General features: G+C 68.6%; 16 protein-coding genes and 1 pseudogene. 10 read left to right on the top strand and 7 right to left on the bottom strand.

What is annotated here, in order from left to right; all coding sequences use genetic code 11:
- Nucleotides 1-253 precede the first annotated feature (253 nt).
- Nucleotides 254-1204, bottom strand: coding sequence for a pentapeptide repeat-containing protein (locus ACGFIE_RS28155; protein WP_393300152.1), 951 nt, complete (start codon nucleotides 1202-1204; stop codon nucleotides 254-256).
- 1465 nt (nucleotides 1205-2669) lie between these two features.
- Between ACGFIE_RS28155 and ACGFIE_RS28150 the strand changes: the two genes are divergently transcribed.
- Nucleotides 2670-2819, top strand: a complete 150-nt coding sequence (locus ACGFIE_RS28150) for a hypothetical protein (protein WP_393300149.1) — start codon at nucleotides 2670-2672, stop codon at nucleotides 2817-2819.
- 20 nt (nucleotides 2820-2839) lie between these two features.
- On the opposite strand, the gene ACGFIE_RS28145 is transcribed toward ACGFIE_RS28150, so the two are convergent.
- The gene (locus tag ACGFIE_RS28145; protein WP_393300146.1) at nucleotides 2840-3166 is read right to left on the bottom strand and encodes a hypothetical protein; all 327 of its coding nucleotides are present in this window, start codon (nucleotides 3164-3166) and stop codon (nucleotides 2840-2842) included.
- A gap of 148 nt (nucleotides 3167-3314) precedes the next feature.
- Here ACGFIE_RS28145 and ACGFIE_RS28140 point away from each other — a divergent pair, with 148 nt between their 5' ends.
- On the top strand, nucleotides 3315-4724 hold the full coding sequence (locus ACGFIE_RS28140) for a helix-turn-helix domain-containing protein (RefSeq protein ID WP_393300143.1): 1410 nt from the start codon (nucleotides 3315-3317) through the stop codon (nucleotides 4722-4724).
- Here ACGFIE_RS28140 and ACGFIE_RS28135 read toward each other — a convergent pair whose 3' ends face one another.
- The 4 genes from ACGFIE_RS28135 to ACGFIE_RS28120 form a co-directional block, all read right to left on the bottom strand.
- Nucleotides 4725-5291: an NUDIX hydrolase gene (locus ACGFIE_RS28135; RefSeq protein WP_393300140.1), complete on the bottom strand. Its 567-nt coding sequence runs from the start codon at nucleotides 5289-5291 to the stop codon at nucleotides 4725-4727.
- Nucleotides 5292-5373: 82 nt separating this feature from the next.
- A complete protein-coding gene (locus ACGFIE_RS28130; protein WP_007465523.1) occupies nucleotides 5374-5628 on the bottom strand; it encodes a Smr/MutS family protein in 255 nt (84 codons plus the stop codon).
- Between the two features lie 121 nt (nucleotides 5629-5749).
- Complete coding sequence (locus ACGFIE_RS28125; RefSeq protein WP_393300137.1) at nucleotides 5750-6118, bottom strand: tetratricopeptide repeat protein; 369 nt, start codon at nucleotides 6116-6118, stop codon at nucleotides 5750-5752.
- Nucleotides 6119-6207: 89 nt separating this feature from the next.
- Nucleotides 6208-6978: an ROK family protein gene (locus ACGFIE_RS28120; RefSeq protein WP_393300134.1), complete on the bottom strand. Its 771-nt coding sequence runs from the start codon at nucleotides 6976-6978 to the stop codon at nucleotides 6208-6210.
- A 62-nt stretch (nucleotides 6979-7040) separates the two neighbouring features.
- Between ACGFIE_RS28120 and ACGFIE_RS28115 the strand changes: the two genes are divergently transcribed.
- From ACGFIE_RS28115 to ACGFIE_RS28105, 3 genes and pseudogenes are all read left to right on the top strand, one after another.
- The gene (locus ACGFIE_RS28115; protein ID WP_393300131.1) at nucleotides 7041-8678 is read left to right on the top strand and encodes an ABC-F family ATP-binding cassette domain-containing protein; all 1638 of its coding nucleotides are present in this window, start codon (nucleotides 7041-7043) and stop codon (nucleotides 8676-8678) included.
- A 38-nt stretch (nucleotides 8679-8716) separates the two neighbouring features.
- Nucleotides 8717-8962, top strand: a pseudogene (locus ACGFIE_RS28110) (hypothetical protein); the annotation flags it as partial.
- A 145-nt stretch (nucleotides 8963-9107) separates the two neighbouring features.
- Complete coding sequence (locus tag ACGFIE_RS28105) at nucleotides 9108-9833, top strand: methyltransferase domain-containing protein (protein ID WP_393300129.1); 726 nt, start codon at nucleotides 9108-9110, stop codon at nucleotides 9831-9833.
- Between the two features lie 82 nt (nucleotides 9834-9915).
- Here the strand turns inward: ACGFIE_RS28105 and ACGFIE_RS28100 are convergent, their stop codons facing one another.
- Nucleotides 9916-10941: a LacI family DNA-binding transcriptional regulator gene (locus tag ACGFIE_RS28100; protein ID WP_393300126.1), complete on the bottom strand. Its 1026-nt coding sequence runs from the start codon at nucleotides 10939-10941 to the stop codon at nucleotides 9916-9918.
- A 147-nt stretch (nucleotides 10942-11088) separates the two neighbouring features.
- On the opposite strand from ACGFIE_RS28100, the gene ACGFIE_RS28095 reads away from it, so the two are divergent.
- From ACGFIE_RS28095 to ACGFIE_RS28075, 5 genes are read left to right on the top strand one after another with little or no spacing between them, the layout of a single operon-like run.
- Nucleotides 11089-12603: an alpha-N-arabinofuranosidase gene (locus ACGFIE_RS28095; RefSeq protein WP_393300123.1), complete on the top strand. Its 1515-nt coding sequence runs from the start codon at nucleotides 11089-11091 to the stop codon at nucleotides 12601-12603.
- Between the two features lie 60 nt (nucleotides 12604-12663).
- A complete protein-coding gene (locus ACGFIE_RS28090) occupies nucleotides 12664-13992 on the top strand; it encodes an ABC transporter substrate-binding protein (RefSeq protein WP_393300120.1) in 1329 nt (442 codons plus the stop codon).
- Between the two features lie 6 nt (nucleotides 13993-13998).
- Nucleotides 13999-14967, top strand: coding sequence for a carbohydrate ABC transporter permease (locus ACGFIE_RS28085; RefSeq protein ID WP_393300117.1), 969 nt, complete (start codon nucleotides 13999-14001; stop codon nucleotides 14965-14967).
- 10 nt (nucleotides 14968-14977) lie between these two features.
- Nucleotides 14978-15835, top strand: coding sequence for a carbohydrate ABC transporter permease (locus ACGFIE_RS28080; protein WP_393300115.1), 858 nt, complete (start codon nucleotides 14978-14980; stop codon nucleotides 15833-15835).
- Nucleotides 15832-16857, top strand: a complete 1026-nt coding sequence (locus ACGFIE_RS28075; RefSeq protein WP_393300112.1) for a glycoside hydrolase family 43 protein — start codon at nucleotides 15832-15834, stop codon at nucleotides 16855-16857. Before ACGFIE_RS28080 ends, ACGFIE_RS28075 begins: the two co-directional genes overlap by 4 nt.
- Nucleotides 16858-16873: the final 16 nt, after the last annotated feature.

The raw sequence follows: 16873 nt of genomic DNA, 5'->3' as shown, positions 1-16873 counted from the left end.
GTTCTAGCTTGGTCGCTGAACCAACTACCGGAGACCTCTTCAATTAGCGACCACCGCCACGCCCCAACATCAACGCCCTACGAAACACGGCCTAGGCCAGAGGCTTAGTCGATCAAACCGGACGACCTGGCGTCTGAGCTGCTAGACCTGACATGGATGGTCAACGGTGGTCACTGCTGGCTCTCGTTAGACGGCCTGGCAACGGCATGATCTTGGCGCGGCCACGTCGGGCAGGGACGAGCCCGAGACCGCGCTACTCGGCAGAGGGCGGCTTGCGCTCCTGGCCCTCCCGCAGCCCCTGCAGCTTACCGGCCAACTCCTCGTATAGGGCATCGCCAAAAGTGAGCCGAGCCTGCACTTCCCGGTCCTTCAGCACTACGACGCGCCGCTCTCTCGCTTTGCGCAGCAAATCGGCCGAAATCTCGCCGATCTCATCGAGCTTTGCTTCCGCCAACTGGTCCACTGTCAACCCTAGGGCATGCAGCTCCGAATCTCCGGCCCAGTCGACGAAGCTCGCCCCAGTAAGGTCTACTTCCCCAATTTCCGCTTGAGTCAGGTTGGCACCAGCAAGCAATGCGCTTTTCAGGCTTGCAGATGACATCAGTGCGCTCGACAGGTCCGCCCTCATCAGATTTGCGTCTTCCAAGTCGCACTTCCACATTCTCGCCGAGCGGAACTTAGCATCCCACAGCGACCCGCCAGACAAGACCGCGAAGTTCAGAGTAGCGTGATCGAAGTTAACCCCTGGAGCATTCACGTCAGCAAGATTCGCTCTGCCCATATAGGCCTTATTGAAGTCGGCCCTTTCAAGAATTGCCCCTTGCAGATCAGCGTCTTTCATCTCGCAGCCTCGCAACTTAGCTTCAAAAAAGTCACACCCCCTCAAGAAGGATCCCTCAAATAGCGCTCCGTCTAGGCGAGCATGTGCCATACGCGCGCCCCTCAGATCGGTAAAGCAAAGATCGATCGGGTAGGCCTCTAATCTGTCAGGCCTTCTACAGAGGACCGTAAGCGCCGCCTGGACGTCTGTCGCTAGCACCTCAGATCGACGTCCGCTCTCCGCTCTAGGTTCGATTTCGGCAGAACTGAGCGGAACGCCCTCCCGGATGAATGCCGAAAGGACGGCGACGATCGTTTCGTGTTCGCTCTCTGATTCGAGCATCACGTGTTCTAGGGCGTAGATTCCACCGAGCCGCTCCGTCATCTTTTCTGACGCCAATAAAGCTATGCCCTTATTGTAGCGATCCGTAATCTGGCCACGCCGGGTTAGTTGGAAGGTGCGCGCGGTAAACGCTAACCCTGCGATAAGCGCGAGCCCCCCTAAGCCGGTCAAGAGCATTTGCCGAGTCGCGTTCCGGGCTTCCACCTTTTCCATACCCTGCAAGTGCTTCGCCGGAGTAGCAAGCCATGCCAACGGGCCGAGAACCAGTCCGAGCGCCCCGGATGCAGCGAGGAATGATAGAAGAATAGCGCCAGCCACACGAGTTCGACGCTTGCCCACGGAATTCCGCCGCAGCCACCAAATCATCAGTGACCATCGCCTCCGCAAGGCCTTAATGAAGCGTCTATGTGTCTTCACCAAGGTTGCCCCCTCCACGTTCACCCGCAGCAGACTCGTCAGCCTGCCAGCCCTTCGCCTCCTTAGCCATCCCGTCGGCCTTCGTCCGCACCCCGTGGAGTGGTGGGGCCTGCCCGGTCAAGGTGGAGCACCCCACCGTCTGAACGACCTTGACCGGGCAGGCCCCACCTGCTCGGCTCTGCCCGGACAGAGGTTGTCGGGATGGCGCCAACCATCCTGGAGTGCCTGAGCGCCCGCCGGAGGCACGCCCTGGTCGTCGCGATCTACATCAAAACCCCGGATCTGCCACTCACCACGGCGGCCCGGGGCTTCCTTCGTATGTCGCGCCGCCGGCGGGGCTGCAACCGTTCGGGGTGCGCCTCGTGCGCTTGCGCTAAGAGGCGCGGGGTCCCCGATCGGCGACCCATTGGGTCGGCCCCTGGTCGGCGGCGCGAGCGGCCTGCGAAGCGGGCCGCCTTGATCTTGTACAGAGAGTTCTCGCAGAGGAACTACTCGGATTACATGCAGGGACGACAGCATGAGGGACGGCAGCCGCTAGCAGCCAGGCCGTCCGGCGGCCCTGGCCGACGTCGCGGAGTTTGTCGATCCGAGTTGCACTGTAACGCTCAAGGCCATCCGTCTTTTCGCGCATATCTCGGTCCGTTTCTGCTGGCACGAGTTGCACAATCGCTGGGCTCAGACGAGACGCTGGTTGCGTACCTTCGAGTGCTCGCCTCTCAGGTGGGCTTGCTTGTGCTGGCGGACCTGTTCGTCCCAGACCGTTTGGTCGTAGTCCGGGTCCGGTGGGATCCACTTGTGGGAGCCATCGCTGTAATGGAACTTTTCGTCGCCCCGTCGAAGGATGCTCATCGGGTCCAACCGAGAAAGCGAAGGTGCAGGACCCCTGCCGGCACCCAGGTCAGGTCCCGCGAGGCGCAGACCAGTTGAGCGCTCATGTAGAGCGCCAAGGAAACGGATGCGCCCTCGTACTCTGCGCGTAGTTCCTGCTGTCGGATCCGGCAGGGCCAGGGCGCGTCGCAGCCTCCGCAGGTCCAGATTGGCATCACCGGGCCGTGGGTGGTCACCGCGGGTCGCCGACAAGGTGTACGAAGTGCGCCCGCCTCTGGAGCCACCGCAGTCGCTCTGGGCAGGGGTGGGGCCGGCCGCACCGGCACAGGCCGAGTCCGATCTCGTCGTGGCGGGTCAGGAGTTCATCGGCGGCGTCGACTTGAGCCTGGGCGTGGTCGATGAGGGCCTCTAGGCCGTGAATAGCAGCCATCCTCACCCCGTCAGGCCTGCACGGCGACGATGCCAGCGTGCCTCCGCCATGACGGCGGCGAGGTTGATGTCGCGCGTGGCGATGCGGCTCCGGGCCACATCGAGCCACAGCGATGACGCGACAGCCTGTTCGCCGCTAGCGGTTCGCATGCCTTCTACGGCGAGGCGTGCCAGGCGGCACGACACAAGTTGGTCGTCGTGCACGCAGCCGACGATGAGGTAGTGGCCGGAATGGTGGTCTTCCCACAGCGCTCGGCACAGACGCCACAGCAGCCGATGGCGACAGCCGTCAGGCGGCTCGACCGGTGGGTTATCAACATCGAACAACATGCCCAAGACGGTCCTGCCGGCTGCGGTCTCGCGGCCATGTCCACTAGCCATGTCACGGTGACATGAGCGGGCTCGACCTGCACGGACACCGGACTTAGGCTCCAGGTTGAGCACGATGCGTAGTCATTCGACGACGGTGGAGGCGGTTGTGCTACTCGACCATCTTCGGACTCCGGACGGCTTCTGGGCGCGGGAGGACGTCAGGACCGCAGTGCGTGTCCGCGACATCGGCACTCTGTTCCGGCTGCTTGCCCGGCATACGGGGGCGAGTCAGACGCGTATCGGGGCCGTGGTCGGCCTGGAACAGGGCTACGTCAGCCGGGTGATCGCCGGCCGGAAGGTGACCTCCATCGACGTGCTGGAGCGGATCGCCGACGGCTGCGGCATGCCCGACGAGACCCGGATGTCGCTCGGCCTTGCACCGCGCCACCAAGCACGTCGCCCCACCCCCGGCAGCCCGCGGGGTGATGTGCCAAACGACCGATCCTGGCGCGAAGACGTCCGCGCCGCCACGCAACTGTGGGAAGGCGACGTGAACCGCCGAGATTTGTTCCGTCAGACAGTGTTCAGCTCCGCTGGCTACACCCTGCCCGCGCTGCGCTGGTTCACCGCCCCCACGACACAACCCGTCACACAGAGAGGTCACCGCTCAGTCGGTCAACCCGACATCGACACCATCCGCGAGATGACCTCCATCTACCGGCGACTCGACAACCAGCACGGAGGCGGCCACGCCCGCGAAACCCTCGCCCGCTACCTCAACCACGAGGTCACGCCCCTGCTAACCGAGGGCCGCTACGATCCGGCGACCGGCCGAAAGCTACTCGTCGCCGTCGCCGAGCTGACTCAGCTCGCCGGCTGGCAGGCGTACGACACGGCCGAACACGGCCTCGCCCAGCGCTACCTCACCCATGCCCTCGACCTCGCCCGAGCTGCCGACGATGCTGGGCTCGGCGCCGAAATCCTCGCCGCGATGAGCCACCAAGCCACCTACCTCGGTCACAATGCCACCGGCGTCGATCTCGCCCGCGCCGCCCGGCAGACGGCACAACGCGCCGGCCTCGCGGTGCTGACGGCCGAGGCGCTGGTCATGGAAGCTCATGCCCACGCCGCCGCGCGCAACGAACGCGCCTGCGCCACCGCACTGCACCAGGCAGAACATGCCCTCGACCGGGCCGACCGCAGCAGCGACCCGCAATGGCTCGGCTACTTCGACGAGGCATACCTGTCGGCCAAGTTCGGCCACTGCTTCCATGCCCTCGGCCACTACCAGCAGGCCGAACGCTTCACCGTCCGCTCGCTGCGGATGGACGAGCGCTACATACGCGGGAAGGCCTTCAACCTCACTCTCCTCGCCTCCATCTACGCCCACCACGGCGAGCCCGATCGCGCCAGCGCCATCGGGGCCAAAGCGCTCACGTTGACCTCTCAACTGCGGTCAGCCCGAGCCGTCCGGTACCTACGTGACCTGCAAACCGACCTCACAGCGCACCGCCGCCGGCCAGCCGTCCGACACTTCATCAACCGCGTCGACGTAACCCTCGGTCAACGCCGCTGACTACAGCTCACCCCGGGCTTTGCGCGCGACCAGCTCCAACACCGCGATCACTGTGCCGGATCCCACGATCTCACCCCGGGACACGAGGTCCCGCGCTTCCGCCAACGGCATCCAGGCCACCCGCTCGGCCTCGTTGACGTCCACCGGCGAACCGATGTGTATCGCATCGCGCGCAAGGAACAGCAGATTCTCCGCGTCCGCAGTCGCCACCCACGGCTGGAACGACAGCATTGGTTCCACCGCACCCGGACGCCATCCGGTCTCCTCCTCGACCTCCCGGACCGCGCATCTCGCCGGCTGTTCACCGTCGTCGACGTAACCCCCGGGCAGCTCCCACACCCAACGGTCGAACACGAACCGGTGCCGCCGCATCAGCAGCAGGCGCTCCTGCTCGTCGAGCACCGCAACCATGGCTGACCGGGGCGCCCTGATCACGTACTGCTCGAAACGGACCCCATCCGGCAGTTCCACGTCGGCAATGCTCAACCGCGCCCGCCGGCTGCCGTCCACCACCCGCTCACCGTGAATCTTCCACTGCGTCGACTCGGTAACCTGCTCCTCCGTCACCCGCCCAGTATCCGGCCAGTGGCGCGGACGCATTGCGGCGTCTCATCACGAAGATTCGGCTCCGCCCCATGCTGCGCCGTCGCTACTTCCAGCGGAAGTGGACGAAGAGGCGGCCGAAGTTCTTCGAGTCCTTCTCCACGCGGTGGTAGAGCTGCTTGACGTCCTTCTGGTCGAGGAATCGCAGCACGCGCTTCTTGAGCTGACCCGACCCCTTGCCCGGGATGATCTCCACGAGGGTGGCCTTCTTCGCCACCGCCTCGTCCATGATCCCGCGCAGCGCGCGGTCGATGTCCTGCCCCTTGTTGAAGATCTCGTGCAGGTCCAGCTTGAGCTTCATGCCGCAGCCCCCGGCCGGTCAGGTCCCATGTCCGCCATCCTAGGCACGTCCGGCGGCCCACCCGCCGGACGACGGAGGGGCGGCCCCGGAGGACCGCCCCTGCCACGTCACCGTTCCACGCTCAGCGCGTGCCGCCCACGCGGGCCTCGACCCGCTGCAGCGCGATCCGATAGTCGTCGTTGGCCGCGTACATCGCCGCGGCGATCCGCAGGTGCCGCAGCGCGTCGGTGTGCCGGTTCAGCCGCTCAAGCGTCCGGCCCAGCACGTGGTGCGCGTAGTGGTCGCTCGGGTTCCGGTCGACAAGCTCCCGCAGCTGCTCCTCGGCCCGGCTGAGCTGGGCCGTCTGGAAGTACGCCCGGGCCAGCAGCTGCCGGACGGCGGCGTTGCCGGGTTCGGCGTCCAGGATCGGCTCCAGCAGTCGGGCCGCTCCGCTCGGGTCACCGGTTTCGAAGAACATGGTCGCCCGCCGGTAGTCCGCCAGAAGATCCATCTGCCCACCTCCTCGGGTCGCGCCGTCACCTGTTCCGACGCTGGCACAACGCTCGGCGTTTGGCGACTGTTCCCCGGGTCGAATTGGGGTCAGGTGCGGGCGTCGCGGCGGATTGCGGCCAGCTCCCAGGCGCGGACGCCGCCGACGATCCCGGCCGTGTTCGGCACCACCACCACGTCGTCGCCCATCCGGGTCAGTTGCTCCGGCCGGATCAGCCGGGAGTTGCCCCCGCCCAGGTAGAGCCGGTCCCACCGGAACACCGGGCGCAGTCCGTCCACCACCTGTCGGATCCGCCGGGACCAGAAGGCGTCGCCGAGCCGCCGACGCTCCGGCTCACCCACGTACGTGTCGTAGGTGGTGCCCCAGCGCACCGGCGCGTGCGACAGCTCCAGGTGCGGTGCGAGCACCCCGCCGTCGAAGAGGGCGCTGCCCAGGCCGGTCCCCAGGGTCAACACCAGTTCACAACCGGTACCCGCCACCACACCGGCACCGTGCACCTCGGCGTCGTTGAGCACCAGCGCGGGCACCCCGAACGCGTCGGCCAGCGCGCCCCGCGCGTCCCAGCCGGACCACTCGGCCTGCAGGTCCGGGTCGACGCGTGAGCGGGGCCCGCTGCGGGTGACGTAGTGCGGGGTGGCCACCACCACCCCGTGCCGGATCATGCCGGGCACGCCGACCGTCAGCCGGTCCGCCGGAGGCAGCCGCCCACCCAGCTCCCGCAGCGTCTGGACGAACAGGGCGGGAGGCAGCGGGTACGGGGTCGGCACCCGCAGCGGCCGGGCCCGCATCGTGCCGGCCTCGTCGAGGACCGACGCCTTGATGCCGCCGCCACCGCAGTCGATCGCGAGAGTGGTCACCACGTCGTTGAGTCTGCCCGCTGCCGTCGGCTCTTATGCGAGCAGCCGGATAGGCTGCCGTCCTGATGAGCGCCACGATGATCGTCAAGGACCTGGCCGCCGGGCACGGGGACCGCCCACTCTTCTCCGGGCTGGACCTGGTCGTCGCCCCGGGCGACGTGATCGGCCTGGTCGGGCCGAACGGGGCCGGCAAGTCGACGCTGCTGCGTACCCTCGCCGGTTTGTTGCCGGTCGAGGCCGGCAGCGTGCGACTCAGCCCGCCCACCGCGAGCGTCGGGCACCTGCCGCAGGAGCCGGAACGGCGGCCGGGCGAGACGGTACGCGACTTCCTGGCCCGCCGGACCGGGGTGACCGCCGCGCAGGCGGCGCTGGACGCGGCGACCGAGGCGCTTACCGCCGGGGCGGCGGGTGCCGACGACGCGTACGCCGACGCGTTGGAGCGCTGGCTCGCCCTCGGCGGCGCGGACCTGGACGAGCGCGCCGAGCAGGTGAGCGCGGACCTGGGGCTCGCGGTCGACCTGGACCACCCGACGACCGGGCTCTCCGGCGGCCAGGCCGCCCGTGCCGGGCTCGCGTCGCTGCTGCTCAGCCGCTACGACGTGTTCCTGCTCGACGAGCCGACGAACGACCTGGACCTGGCCGGTCTGGAGCGGCTGGAGGAGTTCGTCACCGGACTGCGCGCCGGCACGGTGCTGGTGAGTCACGACCGGGAGTTCCTCACCCGCACGGTGACCCGGGTGCTGGAGCTGGACCTGGCGCAGCAGCAGGTCAATCACTTCGGCGGCGGCTACGCGGCCTACCTGGAGGAGCGCGAGGTCGCGCGGCGGCACGCCCGCGCGGACTTCGAGGAGTACGCCGACACCAAGGCCGGCCTGGAGGCGCGGGCCCGTACCCAGCGTGGCTGGATGGAGAAGGGCGTGAAGAACGCCCGCCGCAAGGCCACCGACAACGACAAGATCGGCCGCAAGTTCCGCAGCGAGTCGAGCGAGAAGCAGGCCGCCAAGGCCAAGCAGACGGAACGGCTGATCGAACGGCTCGACGTGGTCGAGGAGCCTCGCAAGGAGTGGGAGCTGCGGATGGAGATCGCCGCCGCCCCCCGCGCCGGCGCCGTCGTGGCCACTCTGCGAGGTGCGGTGGTACGCCGAGGCGGGTTCACCCTCGGGCCGGTCGACCTCCAGATCGACTGGGCGGACCGGGTCGCGGTGACCGGGGCGAACGGTTCGGGCAAGTCCACCCTGCTGGCCGCGCTGCTCGGGCGGCTGCCGCTGGACGAGGGCACCGCCTCGCTCGGGCCGGGCGTGGTGGTCGGCGAGGTGGACCAGGCGCGGGGACTGTTCCTCGGTGACGCGCCGCTTATCGACGCGTTCCACGCGGCCGTACCGCACCTGTCGCCGGCGGACGCGCGGACCCTGCTGGCCAAGTTCGGGCTGCGCGCGGCGCACGTCCCGCGACCGGCGGCCACCCTGTCCCCCGGCGAGCGGACCCGCGCGGCGCTGGCCCTGCTCCAGGGTCGCGGGGTCAACCTGCTGGTGCTCGACGAGCCCACCAACCACCTGGATCTGCCCGCCATCGAGCAGCTCGAATCGGCGCTGGCCAGCTACCCCGGCACGCTGCTGCTGGTCACCCACGACCGGCGGATGCTGGCGGCCATCGAGACGAACCGTCGGCTGCGGGTCGACGCCGGGCGGATCGCCGAGGACTGATCCGTGCCCCCGCGCCGGCGCGGGGTGAGAATGACGCCATGCTCAAGTGGGAGTACGCCCTGCTGGTCCGCCGCCGCCAGGCGGCGACCAACGACCTCGGCTGGGAGGTCGTCTTCGTCTGGTACGGCCCGGACGGCTCGATGGTCGACGTGACGCCGTACGGCGACACCTCGCTGGCCCACCTGAACCGGGCCGGTGACCAGGGCTGGGAGTTGGTCGCGATGAGCGAGGACCCTTCGCTGCCCGGCCACCACGAACTGCACCGCTACCACCTCAAGCGGCCGAAGGCAGCAGCTCCCCCGCCCCGGCAGCGGATGCGCGGCGGGGGCCGACCGGGCCGCCGTACCCTCTCGGGCTGATCCCGACTCGCTACCCGAACGCGGCATACCGGGCGGGATTGCGGGTAACGCGCGGCGGGAGGTGGCCCGAATGGTCGCTTTGGCACAGACTCCGCCCTCGGCCGACCGGCTGCGGTTGATCGACGAAGCCCTCGCGCAGGCGTGGGCGGACCAGGTCCGGCACGACGACCGGCTGCGCGCTCTGGCGGTCGAGGTGCGCTTCGACCGGGGGGTCGCCCATCTCAACGGCGAGGTGGCCGAGCCCGGGGAACTCCGGCTGGTACGCGACCTGGTGGGACGGCTGGCCGGCGTCTACGGCGTCTGGTGCCGGGTCGGCGTCGGTGGGCGGGAGCCGGTGGTGGTGGACCTCGGCTGCGGGCCGACCAAGCAGTGGTCCGGCAACCTGGGGTTGGACATCTACCCGGCGCCGGGGGTAAACGCGGTGGCGGACCTCTCCGGCTCGCTACCGCTTGCCGACAACTCGGTGGACGTCCTGTTCGCCGTGCACATCCTGGAGCACCTGATCGACTTCCTGCCCCTGGTGGACGAGTGCCACCGGGTGCTTCGCCCGGGCGGCGTCCTCCACGTCATGAGCCCCTGGTGGGGCCATGTCAACGCGGTGGCGGACCCGACCCACGTCCGGCTGATGGACGTGCAGACGTTCAAGGGGATCTGCCAGCTCCGCCCGCCGGGCACCCCGCGCTGGTACCCGCTGCACGCGGGCTGCGACGGTGCCTCCATCTTCGCCGACCTGACCCCACTCCCCCCGGACGTGGACCCGGCACCCCCCACCCACCTGGCCCGCTTCTTCGACTAACCCCCCCCCACCCACCCACCTGTCCCCGGTGATCAAGAGGTTTGCGTCAAGATGAGCGCCATTCTTGACACAAACCTCTTGATCACCGGGGTGTGGGGTTTGGTGGGGTCTGGGTTGATTCGCGGAGTTCCAGGTGGTGGGGGGCCTTGAGTTCCTTCGCCGGGGCGGTGCGGTCGCCGTCCAGGCGGTTGGCGAGGAGTTCCACCGCCAGCCGTGCGATCTGCTCCTTGTCCGGAGCGACGGTGCTCAGGGTCGGAATCGAGAACCGGCCGTCCTCGATGTCGTCGAATCCGACCACCGCCACGTCCTCGGGCACCCGCAGGCCGGCCTCGTGCAGGGCGCGCAGGGCACCGAGGGCGAGCGTGTCGTTGAAGCAGAAGACGGCGTCGGGGCGTACCCCCGTGGTGAGCAGGCCGCGCATCGCGGCCGCGCCGTCGGCGCGGTGCCAGGCCGGCGCGGGCGCCACGAGGGTTTCGTCGTAGGCCAGGCCGGCGGCGCGCAGTGCCTCCGCGTAGCCGGCCAGGCGTAGGCGGGCGCTGGCGCCCTCGTCGGTACGCTGCGAGCCGATGGCCGCGATCCGGCGGTGGCCGAGCTGGATCAGGTGCTCGGTGATCTGGCGGGCGGCACTCACGTTGTCGATCACCACGCGGTCGGCCGGGCCGTGGTCGACACGCTCGCCGAGCAGCACCATCGGGGTGCCGTCCAGGCCGGCCAGGTCCTCCGCGGTGAGTGCCAGCGGGCTGAAGATGAGCCCGTCGATGAGGTGGTCGGTGATGCCGGAGGCGACCACCCGCTCCTGCTCACGCCGGCCGCCGGTCTGGTCGATGAGCACCGTCCAGCCGTAGTCGGCGGCGGCGGTGACCACGTAGCGGGCGAGTTCGGCGAAGTACGGGATGTCCAGTTCCGGCACTGCCAGGGCGATCACCCCGGTACGCCCCTTGCGCAGGTGGCGGGCGGAGAGGTTGGGCCGGTAGTTCAGCTCGGCGATGGCCTCCTCGACCCGGGCCCGGGTGTCCGGACGGACGTGCACGTACCCGTTCACCACGTTCGAGACGGTCTTCACCGAGACGCCCGCCCGTTCGGCCACGTCCTTGAGCCTGTGTCGCACGCCGCAACCTCCCCGATGTAACCCAGCGCACCATACCTCGTCACCAGCTCTTTACAACGTTGCCTACAACGTTGTAGAAACGAGGGACGCCGGGTGGGCGGTGACTGCGGTCACCCGGTTTCCAGCACCGAGGAAAGGTGACATCCCTTGCGGACCGCGCAGCTGACGATCGACCCGGCCTTCTCGATCGGGCCGGCCGACCGACGTCTCTTCGGCTCGTTCGTCGAGCACATGGGGCGGTGCGTCTACGGCGGCATCTACGAGCCCGGCCACCCCAACGCCGACTCCCGCGGCCTGCGCCGCGACGTGCTGGACCTGACCCGCGAGCTGGGCGTCACGGTGGTCCGCTACCCGGGAGGCAACTTCGTCTCCGGCTACCGCTGGGAGGACGGCGTCGGCCCGGTCGGTGACCGGCCGCGCCGGCTCGACCTGGCGTGGAAGACGATCGAGACCAACGCGTTCGGGCTGGACGAGTTCATGACCTGGGCCGCCGAGGCCGGTGTCGAGCCGATGATGGCCGTCAACCTGGGCACCCGGGGCGTCCAGGAGGCACTCGACCTGCTGGAGTACGCGAACCACCCGGGCGGGACCGCGCTGTCCGACCTGCGTCGCAAACACGGCGCGGAGGACCCGTACGGCGTCCAGCTGTGGTGCCTGGGCAACGAGATGGACGGCCCGTGGCAGGTGGGCCACAAGACCGCCGACGAGTACGGGCGGCTGGCCGCCGAGGCCGCTCGCGCGATGAAGATGATCGACCCGTCGATCAGCCTGGTCGCCTGCGGCAGCTCCAACCGGCGTATGCCCACGTTCGCCGCGTGGGAGGCGACAGTGCTGGAGCACACCTACGAGCACGTCGACTACATCTCGGCGCACACCTACTACGACCCGTCCGACGGCGACCAGGCAAGCATCCTGGCCTCGGCCGTCGACATGGACAACTTCATCACCGAGGTCGTGGCGACCGCCGACCACGTGGCAGCCAAGCAGCGGCAGAAGCGCAAGCTGAAGATCTCGTTCGACGAGTGGAACGTCTGGTACGAGTCCCGCCTCCAGGCCGACCTGGACCGGCGTGGCTGGGTCGAGGCGCCCGCCCTGATCGAGGACGACTTCACGGCGGTGGACGCCGTGGTGGTCGGCGACCTGCTGATCACCCTGCTCCGGCACGCCGACCGGGTAGGTGTCGCCGCCCAGGCCCAGCTGGCCAACGTGATCGCGCCGATCCGCACCCGCAACGGCGGCCCCGCCTGGCGGCAGAGCATCTTCCACCCGTTCGCGCTCACCGCCCGGTACGCCCGGGGCACCGTGCTGCGCACCGAGCCGGTGTCGCCGCGCTACGACACGAAGAAGTACGGGGACGTGCCGGTGCTCGACACGGTCGCCGTGCACGACGAGGAGACCGGCGAGCTGACCGTCTTCGCGGTCAACCGGGGCTCCGAAGACCTCCCCCTCGACCTGGACCTGCGCGGCTTGCCGGGTATGTCCGGTCTGTCGTTCCAAAGCATCGCTGCCGGGTCTGACCCGTCGGCGACGAACACCGAGGCCGAGCCCGACCGGGTGACGCCACGGGAACTGCCCACCCCCACCCCCGACGGCGGCCGGTGCACAGTGCGCCTGCCCGCCGTGTCGTGGAGCGTGCTGCGCTTCGGCCCGACCGGCGTCTGATGTCGTACCGGTTCTGAGCAGGCACAATTCATCCCGTCCCCCTCCAAGGAGAGATAAAGCATGATCCAGAACGATATGAGCCGGCGGCGCCTGCTCGGCCTCGGTCTCGGAATCGGTGCCGCGGCCTCGCTGACCCTCGCCGGCTGCGGCGGTGGCGACAGCACCTCCGGGCCGGCCGCCGGTAACGGCGGCAAGGAGTACACCGGCCCGAAGGTCGACCTGAAGCTGTGGAACGGGTTCACCGGCGGCGACGGCGACATCTTCAAGGCGCTTGTCAACCAGTTCAACACCGAGCACAAGAACATCGCGGTGTCGGTGGCCACGTACCAGTGGGAGGACTACTACAACAAGCTCCCCGGTGCGGCCTCCAGCGGCAATGGCCCGGACATCGCGGTCATGCACATGGACCAGCTCGCCACCTTCGCCGCCCGCGGCGTGATCACCGAGCTGGACGACGTGGCCAAGAACCTGGAGCTCTCCGAGGGGGACTTCGCCCCGACCGTCTGGAAGGGCGGGATCTACAACAACAAGCGGTACGGCATTCCGCTGGACATGCACCCGCTGGGCTTCTACTACAACAAGACCGTCATGCAGAAGGCCGGCCTCGACCCGAACAAGCCGCCGACGACGAAGGACGAGTACACGTCGGCCCTGGTCGAGCTCAAGAAGGCCGGCGTGCAGGGCTTCTGGGTCAGCCCGTTCCAGTTCACCGGCGGCATGACGTTCTACTCCCTGCTCAACCAGTGGGGCGCCACCCTCTTCGACGCCGAGGTCGCCAAGGCGACGTTCAACTCCGACCCGGCGATCGAGGCGTGCACCTGGCTGGTCGACATGATCAAGCAGGGCTACTCGCCGGCCAACGTCGGCCAGGACGCCGACTACCTGTCGTTCAAGAGCGGCAAGAACGCCTTCACCTGGAACGGCATCTGGCAGATCAACGACCTCAAGAAGAGCCCCGAGGTGCAGTGGGGCGTCGCCCCGCTCCCCCAGATCGGTAGCAAGCCGGCGGCGTGGGCCAACTCGCACAACTTCACGATCGTGAAGCAGCGGGCCAACGACGCCAACAAGGTCTCCGGGGCGAAGGTCTTCATCAACTGGCTGAGCCAGCACTCACTGGACTGGGCCAAGGGCGGGCAGATCCCGGCCCGCAAGGAGGTCCGTGAGGGCGCCGAGTTCAAGGCGCTGCCGGAGATCTCGTCGCTCGCCCCCGAGCTGGAGTACGCGGCCTTCCCGCCGGCGGCGCCGGGCCTGGGCGAGGCCATGACGACCTTCTACAACTCGTTCAACGAGGCCGCGCTGGGCAAGAAGACGCCCAAGCAGGCTCTCGACGACGGTGTGGCGAAGGCCAACAGGCAGCTCGAGGACAACCGCAAGAAGTACGGGAGCTGATAACCCGTGGCGGACGTGATCGAGGTCGGGGCGGCGCGCGGTGACGCGCCGCCCCCGGCGGCCAACGCAGCCCGCCGCCGGGGCGCCTCGGCGCGCCGGACCGGCCGGGCGACGCCATACCTGTTCCTCGCCCCGTACCTGGTCCTGTTCGGGGTCTTCGGCCTCCTGCCGATCATCCTCGGCCTCTGGCTGAGCGTGCACCAGTGGGACTTCCAGCTGCCCAACCGACCCTTCGTCGGGCTGGACAACTACAAGCAGCTGTTCTCCAGCGACTCCGCCGTCTACGGCGACTGGTGGCAGAGCATCCGGGCCACCGCCATCTTCACGGCGCTGTCGGTGCCGCTGCTGGTGGTCGTACCACTCGGGCTGGCGCTGCTGTTGAACCGCTCATTTCCGGGCCGGACGTTCTTCCGGGCTGTCTACTTCGCCCCGTACGTGCTGGGCGTGGCGGTGATCGGCCTGCTCTGGCGGTTCCTGCTCGACGCCAACCTGGGCCTGGTCAACAGGCTCCTCGGAGTCGTCGGGCTGCCGTCGGACACCCCGTGGGTGACGAACATGCCGTGGGCGTGGATCTCCCTGGTCGGGGTGACCGTCTGGTGGACCTCGGGCTTCAACGCGGTGATCTACCTGGCCGGCCTCCAGGACATCTCACCGGAGCTGTACGAGGCGGCCCGGATGGACGGGGCCAGCGCGTGGCAGCGGTTCCGCAACGTCACACTGCCCGGGCTGCGTCCGGTGCTGCTCTTCGTGATCACGACGACAGTGCTCGCCTCGGCGAACATGTTCGGCCAGTCGTTCCTGATCACCCAGGGAACGCCCGGCACGGAGACCCGCACGGTGGTGTGGTTCATCGTCGAGGAGGGCCTGCGGAACAACAACGCCGGTCGCGCCGCCGCGATGAGCATCGTGTTCGCCCTGCTGCTGGCGGTCGTGAGCATCGCCAACTTCCGCCTCTTCCGCTACAAGGAAGACTGAGGGGACCGCCATGACGACGCCCACGCCGACCACCAACGGCTCCGGATCGGGGCTGCGCCGGGTCGGGCTCTACGCCATCCTGGTCGCGCTGACCCTGGTCTTCCTGGTTCCGCTGGTGTGGATGGTCATCACCTCGCTGAAGACCTACACGGCCGCCCAGCAGATTCCGCCGAGCTGGCTGCCGAACCCGCTCGCGGGTTACGGCTACGAGCAGATCATCAACAACTCGGCGAACCCGGTGCTGCGCTGGTTCCTCAACAGCATGGTGGCCGCGACGTTGCACTCGCTGCTGGTGCTGGTGACGGCCTCGATGGCCGCGTACTCCCTGGCCCGGCTGCGGTTCCGCGGACGCGGGGTGACCTTCGCGTTGATCGTCGGGACGCTGTTCATCCCGCCGACCTCGCTGATCATCCCGAACTTCCTGATCGTCGACCAGCTCAACTGGATCGACACCCTCGCCGTGGTGGTCGTGCCCGGCGCGGCCAGCGCGTTCGGGGTCTTCTTCCTGCGGCAGTTCTTCCTCTCGCTGCCGAGCGAGCTGGAGGAGGCCGCCACCCTCGACGGCGCCAACCAGTGGCAGATCTTCTACAAGGTGGTGCTGCCGCTGTCCAAGCCTGCGCTCGCCACCCTGGCCGTGCTGTCGTTCCTGACCAACTGGAACGACTTCCTGTGGCCGATCTTCGTGCTGTTCAGCCCGGAGAAGCTGACGCTGCCTCCGGGCCTGGGCCTGCTCCAGGGCTCGTACGTCACCGACTATCCGGTGATCATGGCGGGCGCGGTGCTCGCCAGTCTGCCGGTGCTGATCCTGTTCGTGCTGGCGCAGCGGCACATCATCCAGGGCGTCTCCCGCAGCGGTCTGAAGGGATGACGCGGGCGTTCCCCCGACGGGTCGGCGCGGCGGCGGTCATTCTCGCCGCCGCGCTGCTCGTTGCGGGCTGCACCGGCGACAGCCAACCCACCCCCACGAGCAGCGGGAGCGACTCCAGCATGTTCACCAACCCGGTGGTGCGTACCGACGCCCCCGACCCGCAGGCGATCCAGGTGGGCGACACCTGGTACCTGTTCCACACCAACTCCGGCGGCCGCAACGTCCCGGTGCTGACCTCGACGGATCTGGTCGACTGGACCGAGGCCGGGGACGCCCTGCCGACGCTGCCGGACTGGGCGGACGCCGGCAAGACCTGGGCGCCGGAGGCCATCCAGCTCACACCCGACCGCTTCCTGCTCTACTACACGGTCGCGGGCCGGGAGTCCGGTCGGCAGTGCGTCGGGCGGGCGGTGGCCAGCGCGCCGCAGGGGCCGTACTCCGACGACACGGGCGGGCCGCTGATCTGCCAGGCCGACCTCGGCGGGGCGATCGACGCCAGCCCGTTCCGGGACACCGACGGCAGCCTCTGGCTGCTGTGGAAGAACGACGGCAACGCCATCGGGGTGGACACCTGGCTCTGGTCGCAGCGCCTCGCCGACGACGGCCTGACCCTCCTCGGTGAGCCGACGAAGCTGCTCAAGCAGACCGAGCCGTGGGAGGGCACCCTGATCGAGGGGCCGTTCTTCCACCGTCAGGACGGTCGGCTGCTGCTCTTCTTCGCCGCCAACGCCTACGACCGGGCCGAGTACGCGGAGGGCTACGCGGTCTGCGAGAGCCCTACCGGCCCGTGCGTGAAGGCCGCCGAGAACCCGATCCTGAAGAGCAACGCGGCCGCCTCCGGCCCGGGCCACGCGTCGATGGTCGTCAAGGACGGGCGCACCTGGCTGCTGTACCACGCCTGGCCTCCCGGCCAGGAGGGCAGCACCGACCCGGGCCGTCAGGTGTGGCTCGACGAGGTGACCTGGGTCGACGGCAAGCCTGTCGTCAAGGGCCCGACGGCGGAGCCGCAACCCCGCCCCTGAGCTGACGAGTGCGGAG

This window comes from Micromonospora sp. NPDC049275 (assembly GCF_043197115.1).
Classification (GTDB): domain Bacteria; phylum Actinomycetota; class Actinomycetes; order Mycobacteriales; family Micromonosporaceae; genus Micromonospora.
The sequence above is the reverse complement of the archived record's forward strand: the minus strand, read 5'-3'. Positions and strand labels throughout refer to the sequence as shown.